Raw genomic sequence first — 24,502 nt, forward strand, 5'->3', positions numbered from 1 at the left:
TAAGACAAAGGCTCGACCGTGAAAACGGTTGGGCCTTCGTCGTTTTTGGGATTTGGCATCGCGCGTGCTCCCGCCCCTTGAATCAGGTTGGGTCAGGTCAGGGAAACGATGAAGCTGGTGCCGGGTCCCAAGGTGCTGGCCCTGATCGACCAGCGATGCGCGAGAGTGATCTCGCGGCAGATCGACAGGCCAAGGCCAGCACCTTGCTGTCCTCTGGTCGGGCCGCGCCAGAAGCGGGTGAAGAGCTTCGGAAGATCCTCCGGTCTAAGTCCTGCGCCCATGTCCGTGACGCGCAACTCGTCGGCCGTCACGACGACCGTCACCACCCCGGACGGCGGCGAGTGGAGGATGGCGTTCTCCACCAGGTTCTTCAGCAGGATGAAGATCGCGCTGGCATCGGCGGTGTGCGGCACCGGCAGGCCAGGGAGCAGCAGATTGAAGGAGGTTCGATTCTGGACCGCCTGCCGTTCCATGTATCTGACGACATCGACAGCCACGGCCGATAGATCGACCGTTTCGAAACGGTAGTTCTGAAGCTCGCTCAGCTCGGCCAGATGCAGGAGCTGGTGGACCTGGCGGGCCATCAAATCGACATCCATCAGCAACATCTCGCGCGACGCGAAATCCGTTTCCAGCTCGATCTGGCCACGGATCAGGGCCAATGGGGTCTTCAGCTCGTGGGCGGCGGAGGCTAGGAACTCCTGTTGAACGCGAAAGCCGTCTTCCAGCCGTTCCAGGGCGTTGTTGAAAGCGTTGATCAGGGGCCGGATCTCCAACGGCATGCCATCGGTCGAAAGGCGCTGGTGCAGGTTGTTTGGTGAGATCGTCCCGGCGGCGGCGGACGCCTCGCGCAGCGGTCGCAACAAGCGCCGGAGAGCGATGAGAACAATCAGCGTCACGGCGACCAAGCCCAGGATGGTCGTCGCCAACGCGGTCGGTGACGAGATGACCTGCGTTCTGAGCAGATGCAGCAGCCTTTCGCTCATGCTCAGGTATAGCCAGTGGGGATGCTCGTCGGAGCCGACGGAGAAGACACCGGTACGGAAGGCGGAGATATCGTCAGCCGTCCCTCCTGAACGTGGCGTCTCCGCTTGGCCCGGAGAACTGAGGATGGTGTTTCCCGCCGCGTCGATCAGGCGGTAGTGGATATCCATCTGCAACGCCCGCGGCAGCCATTCCAGGTCTGGTGGCAATTCGATCGCCAGCGGTCGGCCGTCTTCGCTCCAGCGGATCTTCTTCGTCAGCACCTCGGCGGCCTTCCCAAAGGTGTGCGCCGCAAGCACGTCGAAATGGATGTCGTCGATCTCGCGCGACAAGGCCTGAACCCCGACGAACACTAGGGCGAGTGCCAGCAGGAGGGAGCAGAGCAGTTTCGTCGCCAAGCTCGATCCGGCCCAGATCCGGGCTGGCACCGCCACCAGTCGCCGCGGCCCGTACCATCGCCTTCCTTCAAAGCGAGGGAAGGCGGGGTGCCGGGCCGGACCCTCAGACGTGCTCGGTGGTCGCATGTAGGGAGTATCCCTGGGCTCGCAGGTTGACGATGATCACGGTGGAACCGATGCCGAGAAGCTTTTTCCGCAAACGGTGGATGGCGACATCGAGCGCGTTGGGGGTCACGGCGTCCGATAGTCCCCAGGCGGTCTGTTCGAGGCGTCGGCGCTGGACCATGCGGCCATCGGCCTGCATGAGGCATAACAGGATTTGCAGCTCGACGGGGGCCAGGACGACGGACGACGGACCGCGGACGACGATCCCCTCGTCCGGCCGCAGTTCGAGATCTCCCAGGACGGGGTGGTCGCTCCGGATTTCCGCCGGCCGGCGGACCAGCGCCTTGACGCGCGCGACCAGTTCCTCCATGGCGAACGGCTTGGCGAGATAATCATCCGCTCCGTGGTCCAGTCCCTCGACACGGTCGTGCACGGCGCCCCGGGCGGTCAGGATCAGGCAGGGGATGCCGTTCCGGCCTTCGCGCAGGCGCCGCAGTAGGGTGATGCCGTCGCCATCCGGCAGGTTTCGATCGAGGATCAGCGCCGCGTAGTTTTGAAGACCGGCGGCCTGCGATGCCGAGGCGATATCGCCGAAGGCATCGACCTCGATCCCGACACGAACCAGCGCCTTGATGATCAGTTCGGCGAGACGGTCGTTATCCTCGACGAAAAGGATGCGGGACATCTCTATCAGGCCTCCCGCCGCCAATGTTCAACCATCGTACCCAAATCATCGACGCGATTGAAGACGACTGGAACGACGAGCGGGTTCGGCGGGGGCGAGGCCGCAAATCCCCCAATGACGGTCAGCGCCACCGACCGCCGGATCCCCGCGTTGTCCACCGAAACGCCATCAGGATCGGCGCTGACGGTCAAGGTCGGTGATGGTGCCCGCGCGCCGGACTTGGTGGGGGAGACGCCATCGGCGGCATCGAAACAGGTCGGCATGGTGTACCCCGATGATTGGAAAGCCACGGTCGCGGTTTCCGCTAGAAGCGGTAGGCCAGGCCAAGAAACACCGATGGCCGCACCTCACGCTCCGTCAGCGGACTGTCGGCGGCGTCCCCGAGGAGCATACCGACACCGACCTCGCTCCTGACCAGCCAATGCTTGTCGAGGTTGTAGGTCGCGGAGAGCTTGAGGCCGACATCCTGGATTCCGGCGTCCGCCTCATATGTCCGAAGCGGATTTCCCGCCGCCGTCGCCCGTGCCGCCTCGACCGCTGTGACGCCGAAGAAGTTTTCCGTGTGGGAGCCGTCCGCGAATCTGACCGACGCTCCGAGGGAGACCCGCAGATCGGGGAGCGGCGAGAACCCATAGTCGGCCCCGAGCTTCACCGTGGTTCCCGAACCATCGCCAAATCGGTGGTTGACCTCGACGGCGGCCGTGAAGGGGGTGAAATCATATTCCAGGACGGCGGAAATCTTGGCCCCGGCGTCGATCTCGTCCAAGCCTCGAAGACGATCGCCATCGTCGTTGTCGCGCCCGCCGGCATAGTTCACGGCGGTGGAGAACTTGAGGGGGCCCCGCGTCAGGAAATCGATCCCCACGCCGCGGCTGGTCGACACGAAGACATGACCGCCGAACATCCCGTCCAGTTCGAAGATGGGGATCGGATTGACGGTCATCTCATCGCCGCCCAGGTATTCCGGCTCGAGAATGGCGCCGGCTCCGATCATCAGCGAGGTCTCGCTTCCGAAAATGCCAGCGCCCCAGCCTTCCGCCCCTTGCGCGAGGCTCTGTTCAGGCGCCAGCACTCCGGTGATCCCGATCAGGATCACGGCGGCGCGCGACGGATGGAAGCGGAAGGGTCCCCAGGATGCGGGGAGCGCCAACCAGTGTCCGAATGCCATTTGACTTTCCTTGGCTACGAGGCCGTTGCGACATGCGCGGCGACCGTAGCTCCGGGAAAATTACGCGATACTTACGGGGAGACCGGATTGGCGGGACGGATCGGATTGGCGGGAAAGATCGGGATGGTGGCGTCGGATTGGATCGTCGTGCCGCGACAGCACCGTGACGCGCTTCCATTCCAGCTACGATACGAGAGGTCGTCGGAAATCTTGGGAAACGCCCGCTTTCAACAGAGGCATGCTGGACATGCCCTGGAATGGTGCTGCTGGACAGGATTGAACTGTCGACCTCTCCCTTACCAAGGGAGTGCTCTACCACTGAGCTACAGCAGCGCGCCGGGGTGCGGGGTGTATGCCATAGCGTTTTTGGGCACGCAAGGGCTAAAGCTTCGTTTTTCCCAATTCTGGATTGCCTGGCATCGGCGGCTGTTCGGCGCCGCCGATCGTGCTAAAGCTTCGGCTGTTCGGGAAAAGCGGTATCCAAGGAGTGGTTTGGCATGAAGATCGGGGTGGTTGGCTGCGCTGGGCGCATGGGGCAGATGCTGGTTCGCCGCATCCTGGTGACTGCGGGATGTGAACTGGCGGGCGGCACCGACAGGGCGGGGAGCGAGGCCATCGGCAGGGATATCGCAGGCATCACCGGGCTCGATCCAATCGGCATGCTGGTGACCGATGATCCCGTCCAGTTGTTCGCCGATGCGGACGCGGTGATCGATTTCACCTCGCCGAACGCGACCGAGCGTCACGCGGCGCTCGCGGCCCAGGCCAAGACCGTCCACATCGTCGGCACGACCGGCCTCAATCCAGGCCAAATCGACGCCCTGCGCAAGGCGGCGCAGCACACCGCCATCGTCCACGCGCCCAACATGAGCCTGGGCGTCAACCTGCTGATGGTGCTGGTCGAGCAGGTATCGCGGACGCTCGGTCCCGATTTCGACATCGAGATCGTCGAGATGCATCACCGCCACAAGGTCGATGCCCCATCGGGCACCTCGCTGGGGCTCGGCCGGGCCGCCGCCGCCGGCCGCGGTGTCGATCTGGATGCCGTCGCCGCGCGCGTGCGGGATGGCCATACGGGCGAACGCCGGCGCGGCGACATCGGCTTCGCCGTCATGCGCGGTGGCGATGTCGTCGGCGATCACAGCGTCGTCTTCGCGGGGGAGGGCGAGCGGATCGAACTGGGGCATCGCGCCGGCGACCGGGGGATCTACGCGGTCGGCGCGGTCCGCGCGGCGCTCTGGGCCCATGGCAAGCCGCCCGGCCTGTACTCCATGAGAGATGTGCTGGCGCTGGGGTGAAGTATTAACGTGGGTGGGGCGAGTTACCGGGTTCGGCCGCTTTCGAGGGCTGTGATCAATCCGCGACTCGGATAGTCACGATGGTATCGCCCGCTCCATCTTCTGTTTTTGTTCTCTGCGACAATTTGGAGCACCCCCAAGTTCGCCCCCTCGTTCGGCCCCGAATCTGTCTGAAGAAGGGCATAGGGATGGCAATTTCGAGGTGATTCCTGCTTGACAGTGTTGCTGCCGTATCAGTAAGCCAGGGGGAGGCAATCTTCGAATGCAACCTTAAGGAAGAGGCGCAACCCCATGACGCAAAAGCGGAACCAAGGACGCCGAGAGGTCTGTTTAGGATTTGGGGCGAAGGCGTCGATGGTTCTGCTTCTTGCCGGGTTCGTTTCGGGTTGCGCATCGTCCGACCAGGGCGACGTCTCCAATTCATCCTTCGGCGCTCCGGTCCAGGTGGTGTCCCTGACACCGGCGCCGGCGGCACCGGTCGATCCCAAGGATCCCTGGCGCGACCTGATCGCCGAGGCGTCCGACCGGTTCGATGTGCCGGAGCAGTGGATCAGGGTGGTGATGCACCGCGAGAGCGGCGGCCGCTCGATGGTCAACGGCAAGCCGATCACCAGCCCGGCCGGCGCCATCGGGCTGATGCAGGTGATGCCCGCCACCTACGCGGAACTGCGCGACCGCCATGGCCTGGGGCCGTCCCCGACCGATCCGCATGACAACATCATGGCCGGTGCCGCCTATATCCGCGAAATGTACGACCAGTTCGGCAGCCCAGGTTTCCTCGCCGCCTACAACTGCGGTCCCGCCTGCTACACGGCGGTCCAGGCCGGGCGCCAGCGCCTGCCGCGCGAGACGCGCCAGTACATGGCGGCGCTGGCTCCGGTGGTAGGGCGGACGGCGCCGCGTGGGACCGGCGGCGAGCCGGCCGCCTCGACGGTCATGGTGGCGTCGGCGGAATCGTCGCGTCGCGTTCCGGCCGGCAAGCCGGCACAGCCGACGCGCGAGACCATCCAGGTCGCCACGGCGCCGTCCGAGCCGGCCCGCGTCGAGGTCGTCCGCGCCGCCGTGCCGGTGGCGGCACCGATCGTTCAGCCGATCGCCGCCCAGCCCATTCCCCAGCCAGCGGCGGAGGTCGGTTACGACGTCGCCAGCATCGAGGACGAGGAGTACGAGGTTCCGCGTCCCGCCGCCCGTCCGGCATACCGCGAGGCCGAAGCCAGGGTGGTGATGCGCTTCACCCCCATGGGTGGCCTGGACGCGTGCGGCAGCCTGCGCGGCGTTTCCGGCGCGTGCCAGCCGCTCGACCAGGGCGGCCGTTCCTAACGGACAAGCCTCAGGGAGCGGGGCCGATTTGGGCTGCGCGTCGCGCCTCTTGGCTCTATAACGGGGATCGAGATGAGCGATGACCGATCCCCTTCCCAATCCAAGATATCCCCGGCGACCCTGAGGCGACAGGAGCGCCAGGCCGCCGCGCTGCGTGAGAACCTGAGGAAGCGCAAGGAACAGGCGCGTGACCGCCGCCAGCCGGAACCCACTTCCCACGAGACCGCCGTTGGGACGGCCGAGGGGGTCGCCGGGAACGACGCGGACGGCCACGCTTGAGCTTGGCCGCCCGGTCGGGTAGAAGCGCAGGCAGTCCAACCCTTCGGAGACTGCACCGATGTCGATCATGCCCGATACCTGGATCCGCGAGATGGCGCAGACGCACGGCATGATCCAGCCCTTCGTGGAGTCTCAGACCCGCGAGGACGTGATCTCCTACGGCTTGTCCTCCTATGGCTACGACGCGCGGGTGTCGGACGAGTTCAAGATCTTCACCAATGTCGACAGCGCGATCGTCGATCCGAAGAACTTCGCCGAACACGGCTTCGTCGACCGCAAGGTCGATGTCTGCGTCATTCCTCCGAACAGCTTCGCGCTGGCCAGGACGGTCGAGTATTTCAAGGTGCCGCGCGACGTCCTGGTGATCTGCCTGGGCAAGTCGACCTACGCCCGCTGCGGCCTGATCGTCAACGTCACGCCGCTGGAACCGGAGTGGGAGGGGCACGTGACGCTGGAGATCTCCAACACGACGCCCCTGCCGGCCAAGGTCTACGCCAACGAGGGACTGTGCCAGTTCCTGTTCCTCAAGGGCGAGACCCCTTGCGAGGTCTCCTACGCCGACCGCAAGGGCAAGTACATGAAGCAGACCGGCGTCACGCTGCCCCGGCTCTGACGGCTGGTTTTCCTCTCCAAGTCGCGTCCTTATTCCCAAGGTGTGTTGAGTTCCCATGGACAAGATCCGGATTCGCGGCGGCCGGCCGTTGCGCGGCACCCTGACGGTCGGTGGCGCCAAGAACGCGGCGCTGCCGCTGATGACGGCCAGCCTGCTGACGGACGAGACGCTGACGCTCGCCCAACTGCCCCATCTGGCCGATATCACCACGCTGGCGAACTTGCTGTCGCAGCACGGCGTCGCCTTCGGCATGGATGGCTCGGCGCCCCAGGATGGCGCGGCTGGCCGGGTGGTCGACCTGACCGCCAAGGAGATCACCAGCACCACAGCACCCTATGACCTCGTGCGGAAGATGCGCGCCAGCGTGTTGGTGCTGGGCGCGCTGGTCGCCCGTTGCGGTGTCGCCAAGGTGTCGCTGCCCGGCGGCTGCGCCATCGGCGCCCGACCGGTCGATCTGCACATCAAGGGCCTCGTCCAGATGGGGGCCGAGATCGAGCTGGAGGGCGGCTACATCCTGGCGGCGGCCCCTGGCGGACTGCGTGGCGCGCAGATCGTCTTCCCGACCGTCTCGGTCGGCGCCACCGAGAACCTGCTGATGGCGGCCACGCTCGCCAAGGGCGAGACCGTGCTGGTCAACGCCGCGCGCGAGCCCGAGGTGACCGATCTCGCGCGCTGCCTGATCGCGATGGGCGCCGAGATCGAGGGGCTGGGCACCGACACGCTGCGCATCCAGGGCAAGGACCGGCTGCACGGCGCCTACCACACCATCGTGCCCGACCGGATCGAGACGGGGACCTACGCCATGGCGGCCGCCATCACCGGCGGTGACTTGGAACTGATCAACGGCCGGCTGGAGCATCTCCAGTCCGTCACCAAGGTGCTGTCGGGCGCCGGCATCGCGTTCTCGCCGACCGAGCGCGGCTTCCGGGTGTCCAGGGCCAATGGCGCGCTGACCGGCGTCGATGTCATGACCGAGCCGTTCCCCGGCTTTCCGACCGATCTGCAGGCCCAGATGATGGCGATGATGTGCGTCGCCGATGGGGCGGCGATGATCACCGAGACGATCTTCGAGAACCGCTTCATGCACGCGCCGGAACTGGCGCGGATGGGCGCCAAGATCACGGTCCACGGCGCGTCCGCCCTGATCCGCGGCGTTCCCAAGCTGACCGGCGCTCCCGTCATGGCGACCGACCTGCGGGCCTCCGTCTCGCTGGTGCTGGCCGGCCTCGCCGCCGATGGCGAGACCGAGGTCAACCGGGTCTATCACCTCGACCGCGGCTACGAGCGGCTGGAGGAGAAGCTGTCGGCCTGCGGCGCCGATATCGAGCGGATCAAAGTGGCGTGAGGATTGTTCGGATCCGGCGTGGCGTGTGACCGCGCGGCGTGGCAACGGCGGGTGGAGTGGTGTCGATGAGCGGACCGATGAGGCTGAGGGCGGAGGACGAGGATGACCTCCGGGTGATTTCCGGCTTTCTCCAGGACTCCATCGTGCCGATGGGCGAGATGTGCTTCCTGCCCCAGGACAATCGCTTCGTCCTGGTGGCCAACCGCTTCAAGTGGGAGACCGCCGTCGAGGAAGCGCCGCCCGAGCCCCCGGTTCAACTCGCCGACGTCAGCTATGACGATGACGAGGGCGACGACATCCTGGTGCCGTTCGAGCGGACCAACTGCGGCGTCTGCTTCGACGGCGTGACCGCCGTCCGGACCCGTGGGCTGGATCTGCGCGAGCGGCGCCAGATGCTGGCCCTGCTGGCGCTGGAAGCGTCCAGCGACGGCGTCACGCTGCATTTCTCCGGCGGCGGCTGCATCCACCTCGATGCCGTCAACTGGGTTTGCCGCCTGCAAGACATCGGCGAGCCGTGGCCGACCAGCCGCCGGCCCGAGCACCCGGCGGAGTAAGCATCGCCGCAAATACCACCGCCGCCTCGGCGTCCACCCGATCAATAAAAAGCGGCACAAGCGCGATCGAATACTGTGGCTTCCCCTCCTTTTGGCGGTGGTAACCCATCCACGCCCCGGCTCCTTTCGTAAACGACCTTAGGCGACATTGACCCCGCCGACCTCGGTCGCGCACTTTTCCCACCCTAGGACACAGGGCCGGAGCATCCTCCGGCCGCACGCCAGCGGTTGGGACGGATGCGGAAAATACTCTCGGTGATCGGAACGCGGCCCGAAGCGATCAAGATGGCTCCGGTGATCAGCGCGCTCGACACGGCGCCGGGCGTCGAGAACATCGTCTGCGTCACCGGCCAGCATCGCAGCATGCTCGACCAAGTGCTTGAACTGTTCAGGATCACGCCGGACCACGATCTCGACATCATGAGGCCGGGGCAAACGCTGGCCGACATCACGACGGCGGTGCTGACCGGGCTGACCCGCCTGTTCGCCGAGGTCAAGCCGGACCGAGTGCTGGTCCACGGTGACACCACCACCGCCATGGCCGCGACGCTGGCCGCCTTCTACGCCCGCGTTCCCGTGGCCCATGTCGAAGCCGGCCTGCGCACCGGCGATCTCCAGCAACCGTGGCCGGAGGAGATGAACCGCAAGGTCATCGACAGCATGGCCGACCTGCTGTTCGCCCCCACCGCCAGTTCCCGCGACAACCTGCTGCGCGAGGGGCTGGAGAACCGCCGCATCGTCGTCACCGGCAACACCGTGATCGACGCGCTGCTGCACACGGTCGAGCGCCTGCGCGGCGACGCCGACCTTACCCGCGAGCTGGATGCCCGGTTCGGCTTCCTGGACGGCGGCAAGCGGGTGATCCTGGTCACCGCGCACCGGCGCGAGAGCTTCGGCGGCGGTTTCGAGCGGATCTGCCACGCGCTCGCCCGGCTGGGCGACCGCGGCGACACGGCCGTCGTCTACCCGGTCCACCTCAACCCCAATGTCCGCGAGCCGGTCATGAGGCTGCTGAGCGACCGTCCCGGCGTCCACCTGATCGAGCCGCAGGATTACCTGCCCTTCGTCCACCTGATGGAGCGGTCGACGCTGATCATCACCGACAGCGGCGGCCTCCAGGAGGAGGCGCCTTCGCTGGGCAAGCCGGTGCTGGTGATGCGGGACGTAACCGAGCGGCCCGAAGCGGTCGAGGCCGGCACGGTCCAACTGGTCGGCACCGACATCGACCGCATCGTCGGCGCCGCCTCGCGCCTGCTCGACGACGAGCGGGCCTATGCCGAGGCACGGCGCGCCCACAACCCCTACGGCGACGGTCACGCCGCCGAGCGTATCGTCAAGGAGCTGACCCGTGCAGCATAAGTTCTCCCGCGTCGCGATCATCGGCCTGGGCTATATCGGCCTGCCCACGGCCGCGACACTGGCCAGCCGCGGCGTCGAGGTGATCGGCGTCGACGTCAACGAGCACGCGGTCTCGATGATCACCCAAGGCAAGGTGCATTTCAGCGAACCCGATCTGGACATGCTGGTGCGCGCCGCCGTGATGACCGGCAAGCTGCGCGCCGTCGTGACGCCGGAGCCGGCCGAGGCCTTCATCATCGCGGTGCCGACTCCGCTGACCGATGGCAAGCGTCCCGACCTCAGCTTCATCGACGCGGCGGCGGCGTCGATAGCACCCGCGCTGGAATCCGGGAACCTGATCGTGCTGGAGTCGACCTCGCCGGTCGGCACGTCGGCCCGGCTGTCGCGCCAGCTTGCCGAGCTGCGGCCCGACCTGAGCTTCCCGCACGCGGCGGGTGAGCGGTCGGACATCCGCATCGCCTATTGCCCGGAGCGTATCCTGCCCGGCCGCATGGTGCTGGAGCTGGTGGAGAACGACCGGATAATTGGGGGTCTAACCCCGGTTTGCGCGGCGCGCGCCGACCAGCTCTACCGGATCTTCGTCAAGGGCGCATGCCTGCTGACCGACGCCAACACCGCCGAACTGGTCAAGCTGACCGAGAACGCCTATCGCGACGTCAACATCGCCTTCGCCAACGAGCTGTCGATGATCTGCGACGGCATGGGCCTGGATGTCTGGCGCGTGATCGAACTGTCCAACCGCCACCCTCGGGTCAAGATCCTGCAACCCGGCCCCGGCGTCGGCGGCCACTGCATCGCGGTCGATCCCTGGTTCATCGTCGATGGCATGCCCGAACAGTCGCGCCTGATCCGCACCGCGCGCGAGGTCAACGACGCCAAGCCGCTGCACATCATCGAGCGCATCCGGCGCCACGCCAGCCGCTTCAAGGACCCGGTGATCGCCTGCCTGGGCCTGACCTACAAGCCCAATGTCGACGACCTGCGCGAGAGCCCGGCGCTGGAGATCACCGCCCACATCGCGGCGGAGGGGATGGGCAAGGTCCTGGCGGTCGAGCCCCACATCGCGAGGCTGCCGCGCGAGTTGGCGGAGTTCGACAACCTGCGTTTCTGCGACATGTCGGAAGCGCTGGCCGAGGCCGACATCGCCGTGCTGCTGGTCGACCACGCCGAGTTCCGCGCGATCGAGGCCAAGGAACTGCTGAACAAGATCGTGATCGACACGCGCGGCTTCTGGCGCGACCGGATCCACGTCGCGGACCGCTATGGCAGGGCGGCGGCCGAGTAGATCGCCGGAATATCTACGACGCAAGGCTGCCATCCGCGGCCGCGCCGGTTCCGAACCTTCTCCCCAGCGGTTACAGTCGCCATGTGTAACCACACCGGCGCCTGACCGCCAGCGGGAGAATTTCACATGAGCAGCAGCCTTTTCACGCCGATCAAGCTCGCGGGGCGCGAGTTCGCCAACCGCATCGTCATTTCGCCCATGTGCCAGTACAGCGCCGAGAACGGCAACGCCAACGACTGGCACATGATGCATCTGGGCATGCTGTCGAATTCCGGCGCCTCCTTGATGATCCTGGAGGCGACGGCGGTGGAGGCGATCGGCAGGATCACGCCGGGCGACCTTGGCCTCTACAGCGACGATAACGAGGCGGCGCTGGGCAAGGTGCTGGCGGCCTTGCGGCGATATGGCACCGCCCAGATCGGCGTCCAGATCAGCCATGCCGGCCGCAAGGCCTCGGCGCAGTCGCCGTGGGAGGGTGGCCGGTCGCTGCCGGCGGGGCAGGGCGATTGGCAAAGCATCGCGCCGTCCGCGATCCCCTTCGCCGAGAGTTGGCCCTCGCCACGTCCGTTCGAAGCGGAGGATTTCAAGCGGGTCCGCGACGGCTTCGTCGCCACCGCCAAGCGGGCCGCCCGGCTCGGCTTCGACGCGCTGGAACTGCATGGCGCCCACGGCTACCTGCTGCACTCCTTCCTGTCTCCCCTCGCCAACCACCGCGAGGATGCCTATGGCGGCGATTTCGAGGGCCGCACCCGCTTCCCGCTGGAGGTCTTCGACGCCGTCCGCGAGGTCTGGCCGTCCGACCGGCCGCTCGGCGTGCGGATCAGCGCCTCCGACTGGGCCGAAGGCGGCTGGACGATCGAGGAGTCCGTGACCTTCGCCAAGATCCTGAAGGAGCGTGGCTGCGACTTCATCGACTGCTCCAGCGGCGGCGTGACGCTCGGCATCAAGATCCCGACCTCGCCGGGCTATCAGGTCCCCTTCGCGGCGCAGGTCAAGCGCGAGGCCGGAATTCCGACCATGGCGGTGGGCCTGATCGTTGAGCCGAAGCAGGCCGAGCGGATCGTCGCCAAGGGCGAGGCCGACATGGTGGCCCTGGCCCGCACCGTGCTGGACGAACCGCATTGGGGTTGGCGCGCCGCCCGCGAGCTTGGCGGCGAGATCGCCTTCCCGCCGCAATACGCCCGCGCCGCCCCCGCCCTGTGGCCCGGCCACTCGTTCCGCGAAGACTCCTCCGTTATGGATTAAGTCGTCGGCTGGTTCCGACCATGCCGAAACCAATTGGATGACCGTGATGAAAAGCCTGTCCGAAACTCCCGTTTCGGTCCTCGACCTGTCGCCGCTGATCGAAGGCGCCACGCCGGCCGACTCCTACCGCTCCACCCTGGATCTGGCGCGGCACGCCGACGGCTGGGGTTTCAAGCGCTATTGGCTGGCCGAGCACCACAACATCCCCGGCGTCGCCAGTTCGGCGACCGCCGTGCTGATCGGCCATGTCGCCGGCGGGACCGAACGCATCCGCGTCGGTTCGGGCGGCATCATGCTGCCGAACCACGCGCCGCTGATCATCGCGGAGCAGTTCGGCACGCTTGAGTCGCTGTATCCGGGACGGATCGACCTGGGGCTGGGCCGCGCGCCCGGCACCGATCAGGTGACAGCCCACGCGCTGCGCCGCGACCTGGGTCAGACGGGGGAGGAGTTTCCCCAGCTTCTGGCGGAACTGCGGGCCTATTTCCAACCGGCGGTGCCGGGGCAACGGGTGCGGGCGATCCCGGGGGAGGGGCTGGACGTTCCGATCTGGCTGCTCGGCTCAGGCGGCTTCAGCGCCCAGCTGGCCGGACAGCTTGGTCTGCCGTTCTCCTTCGCGCGCCAGTTCTCTCCCGCCAACACCCTGCCGGCGCTCGACCTCTATCGCCGCGCCTTCCGCCCGTCGGAGGTCCTGTCGGAGCCCCACGCCATGGTCGGGATCAACGTGGTCGCCGCCGAGACGGACGCGGAGGCGCGCCGGCTGTTCACCTCGCACCAGCAGAGCTTCCTCAACCTGGTGCGCGGCCATCCCATGCGGATAGCGCCGCCGGTCGATGACATGGACGAGATTTGGAGCGAGCGGGAGAGGGCGGCGGTCGAGAGCCAGCTGCGCGGCTCGATCGTCGGCTCGCCTGACACGGTGCGGGCCGGCCTGGAGCTGTTGCTGGAGGAGACCGCCGCCGACGAGATCATGGTGAGCGGCATGGTGTTCGACCACGCGGCGCGCCTGCGCTCCTACGAGATCGTCGCCGACATCTTCGGCAAGCGCTGAGCCCATTCCGTCCAGGCAAACAAAAGGCCGGCCCGATCCTCCAGGATCGGGCCGGCCTTTTGATTCCACGCGTCAGTGGACGCTGACTGGTTCCAGCTCGTGCTGGCGGACGGCCGCGAAGGCGGCCTCGCGCTCGGGCATCACGGTCAGCGGGGTGCCATCGGCGGCGTGGATCGCGTAGCCGGTCGAGCCATCGACATCGACCACCTTGATGTAGGCGAGGTCATTGACGCCGAAAGCCACGAAATCCTGGCTCGAGATCTGACGCAGTGTCGTCGGGGTGATATTCATGATCCAAGATCTTTCTGTAACGAAACTTCCAACGGGTGATGCCCGTGATCCCTAGAGGCCGGCTTCCTGATACGGTTCGGGCTCAGCGCCCCTGCTCCGGCGTCACGTCGATGGTCCGGGCTGACGAGCCGCCCTCCTGCCCACCCGCCGGCTGCTGGATCGCGATCGTCCGAACCTTCGGTTCCGGAATGGGGCGCTTGAGATCGACATGGAGCAATCCATTGTCGAGTGTGGCGCCCACGACCTCGATCCCCTCTGCCAGGACGAAGCTCCGCTGGAACTGCCGCGCCGCTATGCCGCGGTGCATATAGATCCGCGACTTGTCGTCGGTCTGGCGGCCGCGGATGACGAGCTGGTTGTCCTCGGTCTGGACGGTCAGGTCATCCATCGTGAAACCGGCGACCGCGAGCGTGATCCGCAAGCCATCCTCGCCGATCTGCTCGATGTTGTAAGGCGGATAGCCTTCCGCCGAGTTCTTCGAAATACGGTCGAGAGTGCGCTCGAACTGGTCGAAACCCAGCAGGAGCGGACTGTTGAACAAGGACAATCGTGTCGTCACGCGGCATCCTCCTCCAGCGAGCGAGTAGCTGTTCGGGCCCGAGACCGGCACCCTGGCGGCAGCCCCGGCCGGCGCTGCCATACCGATAGATGGGTAATCGGCGGCGCTGGGGCAAGGCTGACCTGCATCGCATGCTTCCCATGCGTATCATCCTTTAAAAAGAGACGGAGCGCCGCTATGGTGGCCGCTTCCGGAAGGCACGAGAGTTAGCGCAGTGACATCTCCGACCACCAATCAGCCGACCTCCACGATGTCCGCCACATCCTTGACTGGCGACGGGCAGCCCGGCGACCCGCGGGGAAGCGTGATGCAGCGGTTGAACACTTATCGCTCCGGTCCCGACGAGCATGGGCATTTCGGCATCTTTGGCGGTCGTTTCGTCGCCGAAACGCTGATGCCCCTGATCCTGGACGTCGAGGGGGCCTACAACGCCGCCAAGGTCGATCCGGCCTTCAAGGCGGAACTGCGGCACTACCTGACGCATTACGTTGGCAGGCCCAGCCCGCTGTACCACGCGGAGCGGCTGACGGCTCGGTTCGGAGGCGCCAAGGTCTATTTCAAGCGCGACGAGCTGAACCACACCGGCGCGCACAAGATCAACAACTGCATGGGCCAGATCCTGCTGGCGCGCCGCATGGGCAAGCGCCGGATCATCGCCGAGACGGGCGCCGGCCAGCACGGCGTGGCGACCGCGACGGTCTGCGCGCTGTTCGACCTGCCGTGCACGATCTACATGGGCGAGACCGACATCGAGCGGCAGAAGCCCAACGTCTTCCGGATGAAGCTGCTGGGCGCCGAGGTCAAGGCGGTCAAGTCGGGTGCCCGCACCCTCAAGGACGCCATGAACGAGGCGCTCCGCGACTGGGTGACCAATGTCGAGGACACCTTCTACATCATCGGCACCGTCGCCGGTCCGCATCCCTATCCGGCCATGGTCCGCGACTTCCAGTCGGTGATCGGCGAGGAGGTCCGCGAGCAGATGATGTCCGCCGAGGGCCGGCTGCCCGACAGCCTAGTCGCCTGCATCGGCGGCGGGTCCAACGCGATGGGCCTGTTCTACCCGTTCCTGGACGAGCCGACCGTCAAGATGGTCGCGGTCGAGGCGGCGGGCCATGGGATCGAGACGGGAGCCCACGCGGCCTCGCTGACCGGCGGACGGCCGGGCGTGCTCCACGGCAACCGGACCTACCTGCTGCAGGACGAGGACGGGCAGATCCTGGAGGGCCATTCGATCTCGGCCGGCCTGGACTATCCCGGCATCGGACCAGAGCATTCGTGGCTGCACGATGTCGGCCGCGTCGAATACGTCTCGGCGACCGACAACGAGGCGCTGGACGCCTTCCAGATGTGCTCACGCATGGAGGGCATCATCCCGGCGCTGGAACCCGCCCACGCGCTGGCCGCCGTCATCAAGCTGGCGCCGACGCTGCCCAAGGATCACCTGCTGGTGATGAACATGTGCGGCCGGGGCGACAAGGACATCTTCACCGTGGCGGACGCCCTGGGAGTCAAGATATGAGCGCTGCCATCGACACCGGAAACACGGGGTTCGGGGACACCGGGCGCGCCGCCGACAGCGGACGCTTGGCCGCCAAGTTCGAGACGCTGAGGCGCGAGGGGCGCGGCGGTCTGGTGACCTTCGTCACCGCCGGCGATCCCGACTACGCGACCAGCCTGCGGATCGTCCAGGGCCTGCCCGGCGCCGGGGCCGACGTGATCGAGATCGGCATGCCGTTCACCGATCCGATGGCCGATGGTCCGTCGATCCAGGCGGCCTCGCTGCGGGCGCTGCGGGCGGGCATGACGCTGCGCGGTACCTTGAAGCTGGTGACCGAGTTCCGCCAGACCGACGCCGAGACGCCGATCATCCTGATGGGCTATTACAACCCGATCTATTCCTATGGCGTCGAACGATTCCTGACCGACGCCCGCGCCGCGGGTGTCGACGGTCTGATCGTGGTCGACCTGCCGCCGGAGGAGGATGGCGAATTGTGCCTGCCGGCGCTGGCCGCCGGGATCAACTTCATCCGCCTTGCGACGCCGACCACCGACGACAAGCGGCTGCCGACCGTGCTGGCGAACACCAGCGGCTTCGTCTACTACGTCTCGATCACCGGCATCACCGGGGCGGCGACCGCGACCGAGGAGGCCATCACCGAGGCCGTCGGACGGCTGCGCCGCCACACCGACCTGCCGGTCGCGGTGGGCTTCGGCATCACGACCCCGGCGGCGGCGGCCTCCGTCGCGAGGCTGGCCGATGCCGCCGTGGTCGGTTCCGCCATCGTCAACCGCATCACCGCCAACCTCGACGAGACTGGCCTGGCCGCTCCCGGACTGGTGGATGACGTGCTGGCTTTCGTTCGCACCCTCTCGGAAGGCGTTCGCGCCGCGCGGGGCTGACCGGAAGCCATCCGCCCGGCGCCGCCTTCCCAGTCCCCAGCCCTCACGGCATCGGCCCCTCACGACATCGGCGAAGACCCTCCATGAACTGGCTCACCAATTTCGTCCGCCCCAAGATTCGCGCCCTCTACACCAAGAAGGACGTGCCGGACAACCTCTGGCACAAGTGCCCGAACTGCGAGGCGATGATCTTCCACCGCGATCTGGAAGAGAACCTTCATGTGTGCCAGCACTGTGGTTTTCACATGCGGCTGGACGCCGACAAGCGGCTCAAGATGCTGTTCGACGATGACGACTTCCAGGTCATCGAACTGCCCAAGGCGCCGATCGATCCGCTGCGCTTCCGCGACCAGAAGCGCTACACCGACCGGCTGAAGGAAGCCCAGGCCAAGACCGGCAAGAGCGACGCCATCCGCGTCGCGCACGGCAAGATGGGCGGCATCGGCACCGTCATCGCCGCGTTCGACTTCGGGTTCATGGGCGGGTCCATGGGCATCGCGGTGGGCGAGGGGCTTCTGGCCGCCGCCCGGCTGGCCGTCCTGCAGGAGGCTCCGCTGGTGGTGGTGCCGTCCTCCGGCGGCGCCCGCATGCAGGAGGGCATCCTGTCGCTGATGCAGATGCCGCGCAGCACGATCGCGGTCCAGATGGTCAAGGAGGCTGGTCTTCCCTACATCGTCGTGTTGACCGACCCGACCACCGGCGGCGTCACGGCGTCCTTCGCGATGCTGGGCGACCTGCACATCGCCGAGAAGGGCGCGCAGATCGGCTTCGCCGGCGCCCGGGTGATCGAGGACACCATCCGCGAGACCCTGCCGGAAGGCTTCCAGCGCTCCGAATACCTGATGGAGCACGGCATGGTGGACATGGTCGTCCACCGCAAGGACCTGCGGGAGACGCTGATCCGCGTGCTCGACCTGCTGAGCCGTCCCGGACCGTCCGCCGAGATCGTCACCCTGCCGAAGCAGGAGCCGGAGGCCGTGGTCGCCCCGACCGAGGCGGAATCGATCGAGGATCTGACGGCCGAGCCGACCGTCGCCGTCACGTCCGACACTCCCGGCGCCCAACCCCATAGCGGTGAGACCCTTGAGCCTGCCACCCCCGGTGATCGTCCCGAGCGCTGAGCGCGCCGATCCGGTCCTGGACCGGCTCAAGCACCTTCACCCCAAGGTCATCGATCTCTCGCTCGGCCGGACCTTCCGGATGTTGGAGGCGGTCGGTAGCCCGCATCTGCGGCTGCCACCGACGGTCCACGTGGCCGGCACCAACGGCAAGGGCTCGACCATCGCCTTCCTGCGGGCCTTCCTGGAGGCCGCCGGCAAGCGGGTCCATGTCTACACCTCGCCCCATCTGGTGCGCTTCCACGAGCGGATCAGGCTGGCCGGGAAGCTGATCCCCGACGACCACTTGGCGGAAATCCTGGAGGAGTGCGAGACGGCCAACCAGGGGCAGCCGATCACGTATTTCGAGATCACCACCGCCGCCGCCATGCTAGCGTTCTCGCGCGTGCCCGCCGACGTGCTGCTGCTGGAGACCGGCCTGGGTGGCCGGCTCGACAGCACCAACGTGCTGGACCGTCCGGCGGTCACGGCGCTGACGCGCATCTCCTACGACCATACGCAGTTCCTCGGTGACACCTTGACGGCGATCGCCGGCGAGAAGGCCGGCATCATGAAGCCGGGCGTCCCCGCCGTCGTGGCACCGCAACCGGAGGATGAGGCCATGGCCGCTTTCCGCGCCAAGGCCCAGGAGATCGGCGCCCCTCTCTTCGCCGCCGGCGAGGCTTGGACCGTGGTGCCGACCGCCACCGGCTTCCGGTTCGACAGTCCGGCGCGCGGGGTCGACCTGCCGCTTCCCGGACTGCCGGGAGCGCACCAGATCGTCAACGCCGGGGTGGCGCTGGCTTGCCTGGACCACTTGCCGGGGATCAGGGTCCCGGACGAGGCGGTGGCGCGCGGTCTGGCGACCGTCGAATGGCCCGGCCGCCTGCAACGCCTGACCCGCGGACCACTGGTCGACCGGCTGCCGCCGGGCTGGGAGCTTTGGCTGGACGGCGGCCACAACGATTCCGCCGGCGAGGTGCTGGGCGCCCAGGCCGCGCGCTGGAGGCGGGAAGACGGCCTGCCGCTCACCCTGATCTTCGGCATGCTGGCGACCAAGGAGCCGACCGATTTCCTCCGTCCGCTCAAAGCCCACGTGACGATGCTGCGCGCGGTCGCGGTTCCCGGCGAGGAAGCCTCGCTCGCTCCTGGTGACGCCGCAGACGCCGCAAGGGCCGTCGGCATCGCGGATGCCGCCGCCTCCAGCGGCGTGGAGGCGGCGCTGGCGGAGGTCATGGCGCGGGCCGCCGGGCCGACGCGGGTGATGATCTGCGGTTCGCTCTACTTGGCCGGCGCGGTCCTGGCTCGGCACGGCTGAGTACTCCCACCGCGATTTTCGGAAATCTCCAAAGTTATGAACCGGTTCACTGCGGTGCCTCGCCGCGGTGGTTAATGTCGTCTTCATGAACAGGGCATCGCCCAGCCCCAAGCTTCCAGATCATGGAGACCGGACATGAACAGCACCATCGCCCGCCGCATCGCCACCGCCGCCCTGTTGCTCCCGGTGCTGACCGGTCCGGGGAATGCCGCCGAGGTGCGGATGTTCGACCGTCCCCCGACCGTCGCCGAGGTCCAGGAACTGCTGGCCTCTCCCGCTCCCCGCTACCGCAGCATCGAGATCATCGGCGCCGCCGGCAAGGCGGCCCAGAAGGCGGCGCCGTCGTCCATGGCCCAGGCCTCCTACTCGCCCGCCCCCCAGGAAACCGCGACGGCGGTGCCAGCGCCCGCCCACGAGGAGCCGGCCCATCAGGTCGCCGCCACCCAGCAGGCCGCTCCGGCGCGGCCCGAACCCAGCCGGGAGCCCAGCCGCTCCTCCGATCAGACCGCTTTCGGTTTCCGCATCAACTTCGCGTTCAATTCCGCCGTCATTCCCGCCGAATCGTTCGAGTACATCGACACCGTCGGTCAAGTGCTGCGCGGCGAACCCGATGTCGCGATCGTGGTCGAGGGCCACACCGACGCGCGGGGCGCCGACCAGTACAATCAGAGCCTTTCGGAGCGCCGCGCCGAGGCGGTGGCCAAGTACCTGGAGCGCAAGCACCAGATCCCCGCGTCGCGCATCCTCGTCGTCGGCAAGGGCGAGAGCGAGCCGCTGACCGGCAACGCCTTCGACGACGCCAACCGCCGCGTCCAGTTCGCCCGCGTCAACTGAAGGAGCCAGGACTGAAGGGGCCAGGCGGGTAATCCACCCGGTCATGCCCCCTCATCCAAAGGACACCCAGCCCCAAGGGCATTTCAGCTTTGGTCGATCCTGGCCGACAATCACGCCAACGACCGTGGTGATCTTCAAAAAGAACCGCCGGAGAAGTCGAAATGATCGTTCGGGTTGCCGCCTTCCTCCTCGCCTGCGCCATTCCCGGGACGGCCTTGGCCCAGGATGCCGGCCATGGCACCCACGACATGACGGCGCCGGATGGCCAGACGGCTCCGGGGGACGAGCGGCCCAAGCGGATGGCGGCTCCCAAGGATGCCCGGGCCTACATCATCTGGCCCTCCAACGGCACGGTGATCAACGGCGGCAAGTTCTGGGTCCGCATGGGCTTGCAGAACTACGGCGTCGCTCCAGCCGGTGTCCGCCGCGAAGGCACCGGCCATCATCACCTGATCATCGACAGCGAGCTTCCGCCGCTCGACGAGCCGATCCCCAACGACCGCAACCACCTGCATTTCGGTGGCGGCCAGACCGAGGCGCGGGTCGAACTGCCTCCTGGCCAGCACACGCTCCAGATGCTGCTGGGCGACGCCGACCACGTGCCCCACGACCCACCGGTCACGTCCAGCAAGATCACCATCACGGTTCGCTGAGGCCCGGTACGCTGAGGTAAGGAGGTTCAAGCCATGAGATCAAGCGCCCTGGTCGCGGCCGTCGCCGCGGGTTTCGTATCGGTCTTCGTGGCGTTGGCTCCCGGCGCCGCCCCGGCGGACGACCGCCATCCGGCACCCAAGGACGCCTACGCCTATATCGGGTGGCCCAATGACGGCGAGGTCGTGACCGGACGGTTCAAGGTCTGGCTGGGCTTGCGGAACTTCGGCGTGGCGCCGTCCGGCGTCGATAAGCCCAACACCGGCCATCACCACCTGCTGATCGATGTCGGCGTGCCGCCGCTGGACGAGCCGATCCCGAACGACCGCAACCATGTCCATCTCGGCGCTGGACAGACCGAAACCTATCTGGAACTGCCGCCCGGCCGCCATACGCTGCAATTGCTGATGGGCGACGCCGACCACGTGCCGCACGACCCGCCGGTGACCTCCAAGAAGATCACCATCACGGTTCGCTGACCCCGTCCCGCAACAGCCAAATCCTCACCGGCAGGCGTTTGCCACGCAAGCCGATCTCGCCGACCGGCAGTCCATCGGGGATCGGCCCGGCCCCGGCTCCCGCCCGCGCGACGGCCTCCCAGGTCGTCTCACCGACGATCACCTGTGACCAGGGCGAGGTCCGCTCGGCCACCTGCTTGGCGTGGGCCTCCAGCCGGGCCGCCGTGTTGGCGGTGTCCCCCAACAGCGAATATTCCCGATGTCCGGCGCCGCCCAGGCTGCCGACCACCAGCGGACCCGTGTGGATGCCGACCCGGATGATCACCGACGGCAAGCCCTCGGTCCGCCACATCGCGTTCAGGGCCTCCAACTCGCGGCCCATGGCGAGGGCGCAACTCACCGCCTTCGCCGCGTCGGCGTCGATCTCCTCCCGTGTCGTCCGCGCCACGGGTGCCCCGAACACCGCCAGGATCGCGTCGCCGATGAAGCGCAGGACGACGCCGTCGTGGGCGGCGACCACCCGCGTCATCGCCTCCAGGTAGCTGTCGAGCCAGCGGATCAGGGGTTCCGGAGGCAGCGCCTCGCAGATCGTCGTGAAGCCCTTGATGTCCGAGAACAGCACGGTCGCGGTCAGTTCCTGCGGCTTCGGGCGCCCTCCCGCCATGAACGTCGCCCGCTCGCGCCACATCTCCTCCGCGACCGGACGCGAGACATGGGTGGCGAACAAGCTCATCAGGGTCCTGCGGTCGGCACGCTCGCGGAGCGAGCGGTGCGCGGTCATGCCGCCGATGCCTCCCGCCAGCGCCAGCGACGGCGCCAACAAGGGGATCAGCGCCCCACCGGAGGCGAACAGCGCCGCGGCACCCGCCCACAGGCAGGCCATCAGCGCCGTGCCCGCCACCGCCAGCAACCAGACCGGCAGGCCGGCCACCGCCAGCGCCACCCCGATGCCGCCGAGACCCAGCGTCAGGGCGGCCTCCCAAGCGGGATCGAGGCGCTGGCTCGTCCTGTGATCCAGCAGTTGGGCCAACACATGGGCCTGGATCTCGACGCCGGGCATGCTGATGCCCGTGCGGGACAGCGGCGTCCTGTGCCGGTCCGTTCCAGACAGCACGGTGCCGACCAGGACCACCTTGCCGGCCAGCCAGTCCGGAGGCAGCAGCGAGATCAATTCCGCCGGATAGATCGGGAAAGGCGGGGTGGCGTCGTCCGGTCCATGGCGCCACGCGATCCGGAAGGCATCTGGGGGCGGCGGCGTGCCGCCCGCCGCCACCGCCAGCCGCGCCGGAAAGCTGAGCGTGCCGTCATCGGCCGCCGGGACATGCCAGCGCACCGAACCGTCCAGCGTGTCCTTGGCCAAGTTGGCGTAGCCATGCGGAACGCCGGCCAGGAAGCCGCCGAGGAACTCGCGTTGACGTTCGGTCAAACCCGTCCGCTCGAGCGCGGAAATGGCGACCACGGGCATTCCGGGATCGGCTAGGCGGCGACGCAGCCGGTCGTCCAGGTCTGGCAGGGTAGGCTGGTCGAACAGGATGTCGATGCCGACCGCGCGGACCCGCGCATCCCGCAGCTTGCCGATCAGGTCGGCCAGGAACCCGCGATCGACTGGCGAGCGGCAGGCCAGGGTCGCGAAACTGTCCTCGCCGAAAGCGACCAGGGCGATACCGGTGTGCTGCGGCTCCGGCGGCGCGAAGTGCCCGATCATCAAATCGCCGAAGCTCTCGTCCGCCAGCCTCAGCGGCGGCAGGACGCGGGGCAGGGCGAAGGACGCCGCCGCGATGGCCAGGCTGATCGCCAGCGCCATCCTGAACGGAGCCACCTTGGCGGGGATGCCGCGCGGCCGCTGGGTCACCCCCTTGGCGTCAAGCTCCCGCTCCGGCGGTCCGACGTCCCGCGAGCGCTCTCCCGCATCCTTGGGCATCCGGGTTCCATCCGGTCCGTGGAGGCTTCACTCGACCCGCATGACGATCTGGGCCACCACCAGACGCGTCTGGCGCAATCCGTCCAGCGTGGCTTCCAGGCGTTCGACCGCGTCCTTGCCCATGGGGCGGAAGGCTTGGGCGCCCGCTTGCGCGCCAGACTGGCTTCCACCTGGCAGGGATGGCGTCAGATCGCGGTCGGCGGCGAAGCAGCGGACCTCGCTGTCTCCCCCCAGGTCGGACGCGGACAGCGGAAGCGGCATGCGGTCACCGGGGAAGGTCATCGGCGTGTGGCTCTTGACCAGCGAGCCGCCGCTCTCGGGCGACGGGAAGATTGGGATCAGGTCGTTCCGCCGGCGCAGATAGCAGTACAGATGGGCGTCCCGGTTGGTTTGGAGGACCAGCCTGATCTGGTCGCCCTGTCGATATGTCGGATACAACCCGCGATCGGACGACAGTGACAGGTCGAGCGGTGCCAGGGTCTCGCCCAGCGCCGCCAGCACGGGTTCCGCCTGCCGGGTGCAGCCGGCGCGGACCAGGGCCACCGCCAGCGCGCCGGCATCGCCGGAAGCGCCCGTCTTGTCGTCGACCAGCCGAAGCACGAGCGCGCTGCTATGGGTGCGGTCGCCGCTCAGCGCCAGCATGCGCGCGCCGTCCACCAAGGGTGCCTTGGCCGGCCACGGACGCACCTGCGCGCCGGTTGGCCACGCGATCGTCGCGTCGTCGACGCCGGGCGCGTGCAGGATCACCGTGTCGAAGGCGGGATCGGAAGGCTTCTGAAGCTCGGGCGGCCGGTTGGTCGGCGCGCACCATGTTCCCGGCAAGGAGAGGTCGATCGGCGCCAATTCGCCGCCCGATCGGCCCTTGGCGGGGCCGACGGTGCGGGCGGCGCCCAATTCACCTTGGGAAAAGCGGTCGGCGGCGAACAGCCCCGACAGGCGGCCCTGTGCCGGCGAGCCGCCGGACAGTCGGTCGAGCGGACCATCATAGGGTCCCTTGATGGTGATCGTTCGGCCGCTGGCGAACAGGAACAGGGCGTTGGTCCCCTCCGGCAGGTGGACGGGAGCGCCGTCCTCGACCACCTGACCGACGGTGAAGCCAGGGACGGTGGCGGCCACGACGATCGCCTGATCGGCGGTGGCGCTGCCCACGCCGCCCAAGCAAGCCGCCAGCGCCAGCCCTAGGGCCGAGCGTGCGAGATGGGTGAAGGGATAGCGGATGCGCATGGTTAACCTCCGTGAATGCCGCTCCATGCTGCATGCCCCCACCAAGGCCCGCAGTAAACC

General features: G+C 67.5%; 25 protein-coding genes and 1 tRNA gene. 17 read left to right on the top strand and 9 right to left on the bottom strand.

Translation table 11 applies throughout. The features are described 5' to 3' along the window. Positions 1–92 precede the first annotated feature (92 nt). The 5 genes from N825_RS23835 to N825_RS23855 form a co-directional block, all read right to left on the bottom strand. Positions 93–1,382, bottom strand: coding sequence for a sensor histidine kinase (locus N825_RS23835; RefSeq protein WP_198038872.1), 1,290 nt, complete (start codon positions 1,380–1,382; stop codon positions 93–95). 103 nt (positions 1,383–1,485) lie between these two features. Then, positions 1,486–2,172 (bottom strand): response regulator transcription factor, encoded by a 687-nt coding sequence (locus tag N825_RS23840; RefSeq protein WP_037457872.1) that lies wholly within the window; start codon positions 2,170–2,172, stop codon positions 1,486–1,488. 5 nt (positions 2,173–2,177) lie between these two features. Further along, positions 2,178–2,435 carry a hypothetical protein gene (locus N825_RS23845; RefSeq protein WP_037457752.1) on the bottom strand — a complete coding sequence of 86 codons (258 nt, stop codon included), beginning with the start codon at positions 2,433–2,435 and terminating at the stop codon, positions 2,178–2,180. 41 nt (positions 2,436–2,476) lie between these two features. Further along, a complete protein-coding gene (locus tag N825_RS23850; RefSeq protein WP_084165017.1) occupies positions 2,477–3,340 on the bottom strand; it encodes a MipA/OmpV family protein in 864 nt (287 codons plus the stop codon). 258 nt (positions 3,341–3,598) lie between these two features. Further along, a tRNA-Thr gene (locus N825_RS23855) sits at positions 3,599–3,673 on the bottom strand. Positions 3,674–3,837: 164 nt separating this feature from the next. Here N825_RS23855 and dapB point away from each other — a divergent pair. The 10 genes from dapB to N825_RS23905 all read left to right on the top strand — a co-directional run bounded on the left by dapB (position 3,838) and on the right by N825_RS23905 (position 13,689). Further along, complete coding sequence (gene dapB, locus N825_RS23860) at positions 3,838–4,638, top strand: 4-hydroxy-tetrahydrodipicolinate reductase (protein ID WP_037457753.1); 801 nt, start codon at positions 3,838–3,840, stop codon at positions 4,636–4,638. A gap of 354 nt (positions 4,639–4,992) precedes the next feature. Next, entirely contained in the window at positions 4,993–5,958 is a 966-nt protein-coding gene (locus N825_RS36840) for a lytic transglycosylase domain-containing protein (RefSeq protein ID WP_051512875.1), read from the top strand. Between the two features lie 72 nt (positions 5,959–6,030). Then, positions 6,031–6,237 carry a hypothetical protein gene (locus N825_RS23870; RefSeq protein ID WP_037457755.1) on the top strand — a complete coding sequence of 69 codons (207 nt, stop codon included), beginning with the start codon at positions 6,031–6,033 and terminating at the stop codon, positions 6,235–6,237. Between the two features lie 58 nt (positions 6,238–6,295). Beyond that, positions 6,296–6,850, top strand: coding sequence for a dCTP deaminase (gene dcd / locus N825_RS23875; protein WP_037457757.1), 555 nt, complete (start codon positions 6,296–6,298; stop codon positions 6,848–6,850). Between the two features lie 55 nt (positions 6,851–6,905). Next, complete coding sequence (gene murA, locus N825_RS23880; protein WP_037457759.1) at positions 6,906–8,195, top strand: UDP-N-acetylglucosamine 1-carboxyvinyltransferase; 1,290 nt, start codon at positions 6,906–6,908, stop codon at positions 8,193–8,195. Positions 8,196–8,260: 65 nt separating this feature from the next. Next, positions 8,261–8,749 (top strand): DUF2948 family protein, encoded by a 489-nt coding sequence (locus N825_RS23885; RefSeq protein ID WP_037457879.1) that lies wholly within the window; start codon positions 8,261–8,263, stop codon positions 8,747–8,749. Positions 8,750–8,986: 237 nt separating this feature from the next. Next, positions 8,987–10,108: a non-hydrolyzing UDP-N-acetylglucosamine 2-epimerase gene (gene wecB, locus N825_RS23890; protein ID WP_037457760.1), complete on the top strand. Its 1,122-nt coding sequence runs from the start codon at positions 8,987–8,989 to the stop codon at positions 10,106–10,108. Next, positions 10,098–11,393, top strand: a complete 1,296-nt coding sequence (gene wecC / locus N825_RS23895; RefSeq protein ID WP_051512878.1) for a UDP-N-acetyl-D-mannosamine dehydrogenase — start codon at positions 10,098–10,100, stop codon at positions 11,391–11,393. The genes wecB and wecC overlap by 11 nt, the downstream gene beginning before the upstream one ends. 126 nt (positions 11,394–11,519) lie before the next feature. Next, positions 11,520–12,638 (top strand): NADH:flavin oxidoreductase/NADH oxidase, encoded by a 1,119-nt coding sequence (locus N825_RS23900; RefSeq protein WP_037457761.1) that lies wholly within the window; start codon positions 11,520–11,522, stop codon positions 12,636–12,638. Between the two features lie 37 nt (positions 12,639–12,675). After that, on the top strand, positions 12,676–13,689 hold the full coding sequence (locus N825_RS23905; RefSeq protein ID WP_037457762.1) for an MsnO8 family LLM class oxidoreductase: 1,014 nt from the start codon (positions 12,676–12,678) through the stop codon (positions 13,687–13,689). Between the two features lie 72 nt (positions 13,690–13,761). On the opposite strand, the gene N825_RS23910 is transcribed toward N825_RS23905, so the two are convergent. Together N825_RS23910 and N825_RS23915 are read right to left on the bottom strand one after the other, a co-directional pair. Then, entirely contained in the window at positions 13,762–13,980 is a 219-nt protein-coding gene (locus N825_RS23910) for a DUF1150 family protein (protein WP_037457763.1), read from the bottom strand. Between the two features lie 82 nt (positions 13,981–14,062). Then, positions 14,063–14,539, bottom strand: a complete 477-nt coding sequence (locus N825_RS23915) for an Hsp20 family protein (protein WP_037457764.1) — start codon at positions 14,537–14,539, stop codon at positions 14,063–14,065. A 307-nt stretch (positions 14,540–14,846) separates the two neighbouring features. On the opposite strand from N825_RS23915, the gene trpB reads away from it, so the two are divergent. The 7 genes from trpB to N825_RS23950 all read left to right on the top strand — a co-directional run bounded on the left by trpB (position 14,847) and on the right by N825_RS23950 (position 21,318). Beyond that, positions 14,847–16,058 (top strand): tryptophan synthase subunit beta, encoded by a 1,212-nt coding sequence (gene trpB, locus N825_RS23920; protein ID WP_037457885.1) that lies wholly within the window; start codon positions 14,847–14,849, stop codon positions 16,056–16,058. Continuing rightward, positions 16,055–16,939, top strand: a complete 885-nt coding sequence (gene trpA / locus N825_RS23925; protein ID WP_051512880.1) for a tryptophan synthase subunit alpha — start codon at positions 16,055–16,057, stop codon at positions 16,937–16,939. The genes trpB and trpA overlap by 4 nt, the downstream gene beginning before the upstream one ends. Before the next feature lie 83 nt (positions 16,940–17,022). After that, positions 17,023–18,060 carry an acetyl-CoA carboxylase, carboxyltransferase subunit beta gene (accD, locus tag N825_RS23930; protein ID WP_084165018.1) on the top strand — a complete coding sequence of 346 codons (1,038 nt, stop codon included), beginning with the start codon at positions 17,023–17,025 and terminating at the stop codon, positions 18,058–18,060. Then, the gene (locus tag N825_RS23935) at positions 18,023–19,354 is read left to right on the top strand and encodes a bifunctional folylpolyglutamate synthase/dihydrofolate synthase (RefSeq protein WP_245613214.1); all 1,332 of its coding nucleotides are present in this window, start codon (positions 18,023–18,025) and stop codon (positions 19,352–19,354) included. The genes accD and N825_RS23935 overlap by 38 nt, the downstream gene beginning before the upstream one ends. Positions 19,355–19,489: 135 nt before the next feature. Continuing rightward, positions 19,490–20,188, top strand: coding sequence for an OmpA family protein (locus tag N825_RS36845; RefSeq protein WP_051512881.1), 699 nt, complete (start codon positions 19,490–19,492; stop codon positions 20,186–20,188). Between the two features lie 161 nt (positions 20,189–20,349). Next, the gene (locus N825_RS23945; protein ID WP_245613215.1) at positions 20,350–20,841 is read left to right on the top strand and encodes a DUF4399 domain-containing protein; all 492 of its coding nucleotides are present in this window, start codon (positions 20,350–20,352) and stop codon (positions 20,839–20,841) included. A gap of 33 nt (positions 20,842–20,874) precedes the next feature. Next, on the top strand, positions 20,875–21,318 hold the full coding sequence (locus N825_RS23950; RefSeq protein WP_037457765.1) for a DUF4399 domain-containing protein: 444 nt from the start codon (positions 20,875–20,877) through the stop codon (positions 21,316–21,318). On the opposite strand, the gene N825_RS36850 is transcribed toward N825_RS23950, so the two are convergent. Both N825_RS36850 and N825_RS39105 read right to left on the bottom strand, forming a co-directional pair. After that, on the bottom strand, positions 21,305–23,218 hold the full coding sequence (locus N825_RS36850) for an adenylate/guanylate cyclase domain-containing protein (RefSeq protein WP_051512883.1): 1,914 nt from the start codon (positions 23,216–23,218) through the stop codon (positions 21,305–21,307). The genes N825_RS23950 and N825_RS36850 overlap by 14 nt on opposite strands. 27 nt (positions 23,219–23,245) lie before the next feature. Next, the gene (locus tag N825_RS39105) at positions 23,246–24,442 is read right to left on the bottom strand and encodes a DUF4384 domain-containing protein (RefSeq protein ID WP_037457766.1); all 1,197 of its coding nucleotides are present in this window, start codon (positions 24,440–24,442) and stop codon (positions 23,246–23,248) included. Between the last annotated feature and the right edge of the window lie 60 nt (positions 24,443–24,502).

This window comes from Skermanella stibiiresistens SB22, from assembly GCF_000576635.1.
GTDB classification, from domain to species: Bacteria; Pseudomonadota; Alphaproteobacteria; order Azospirillales; family Azospirillaceae; genus Skermanella; species Skermanella stibiiresistens.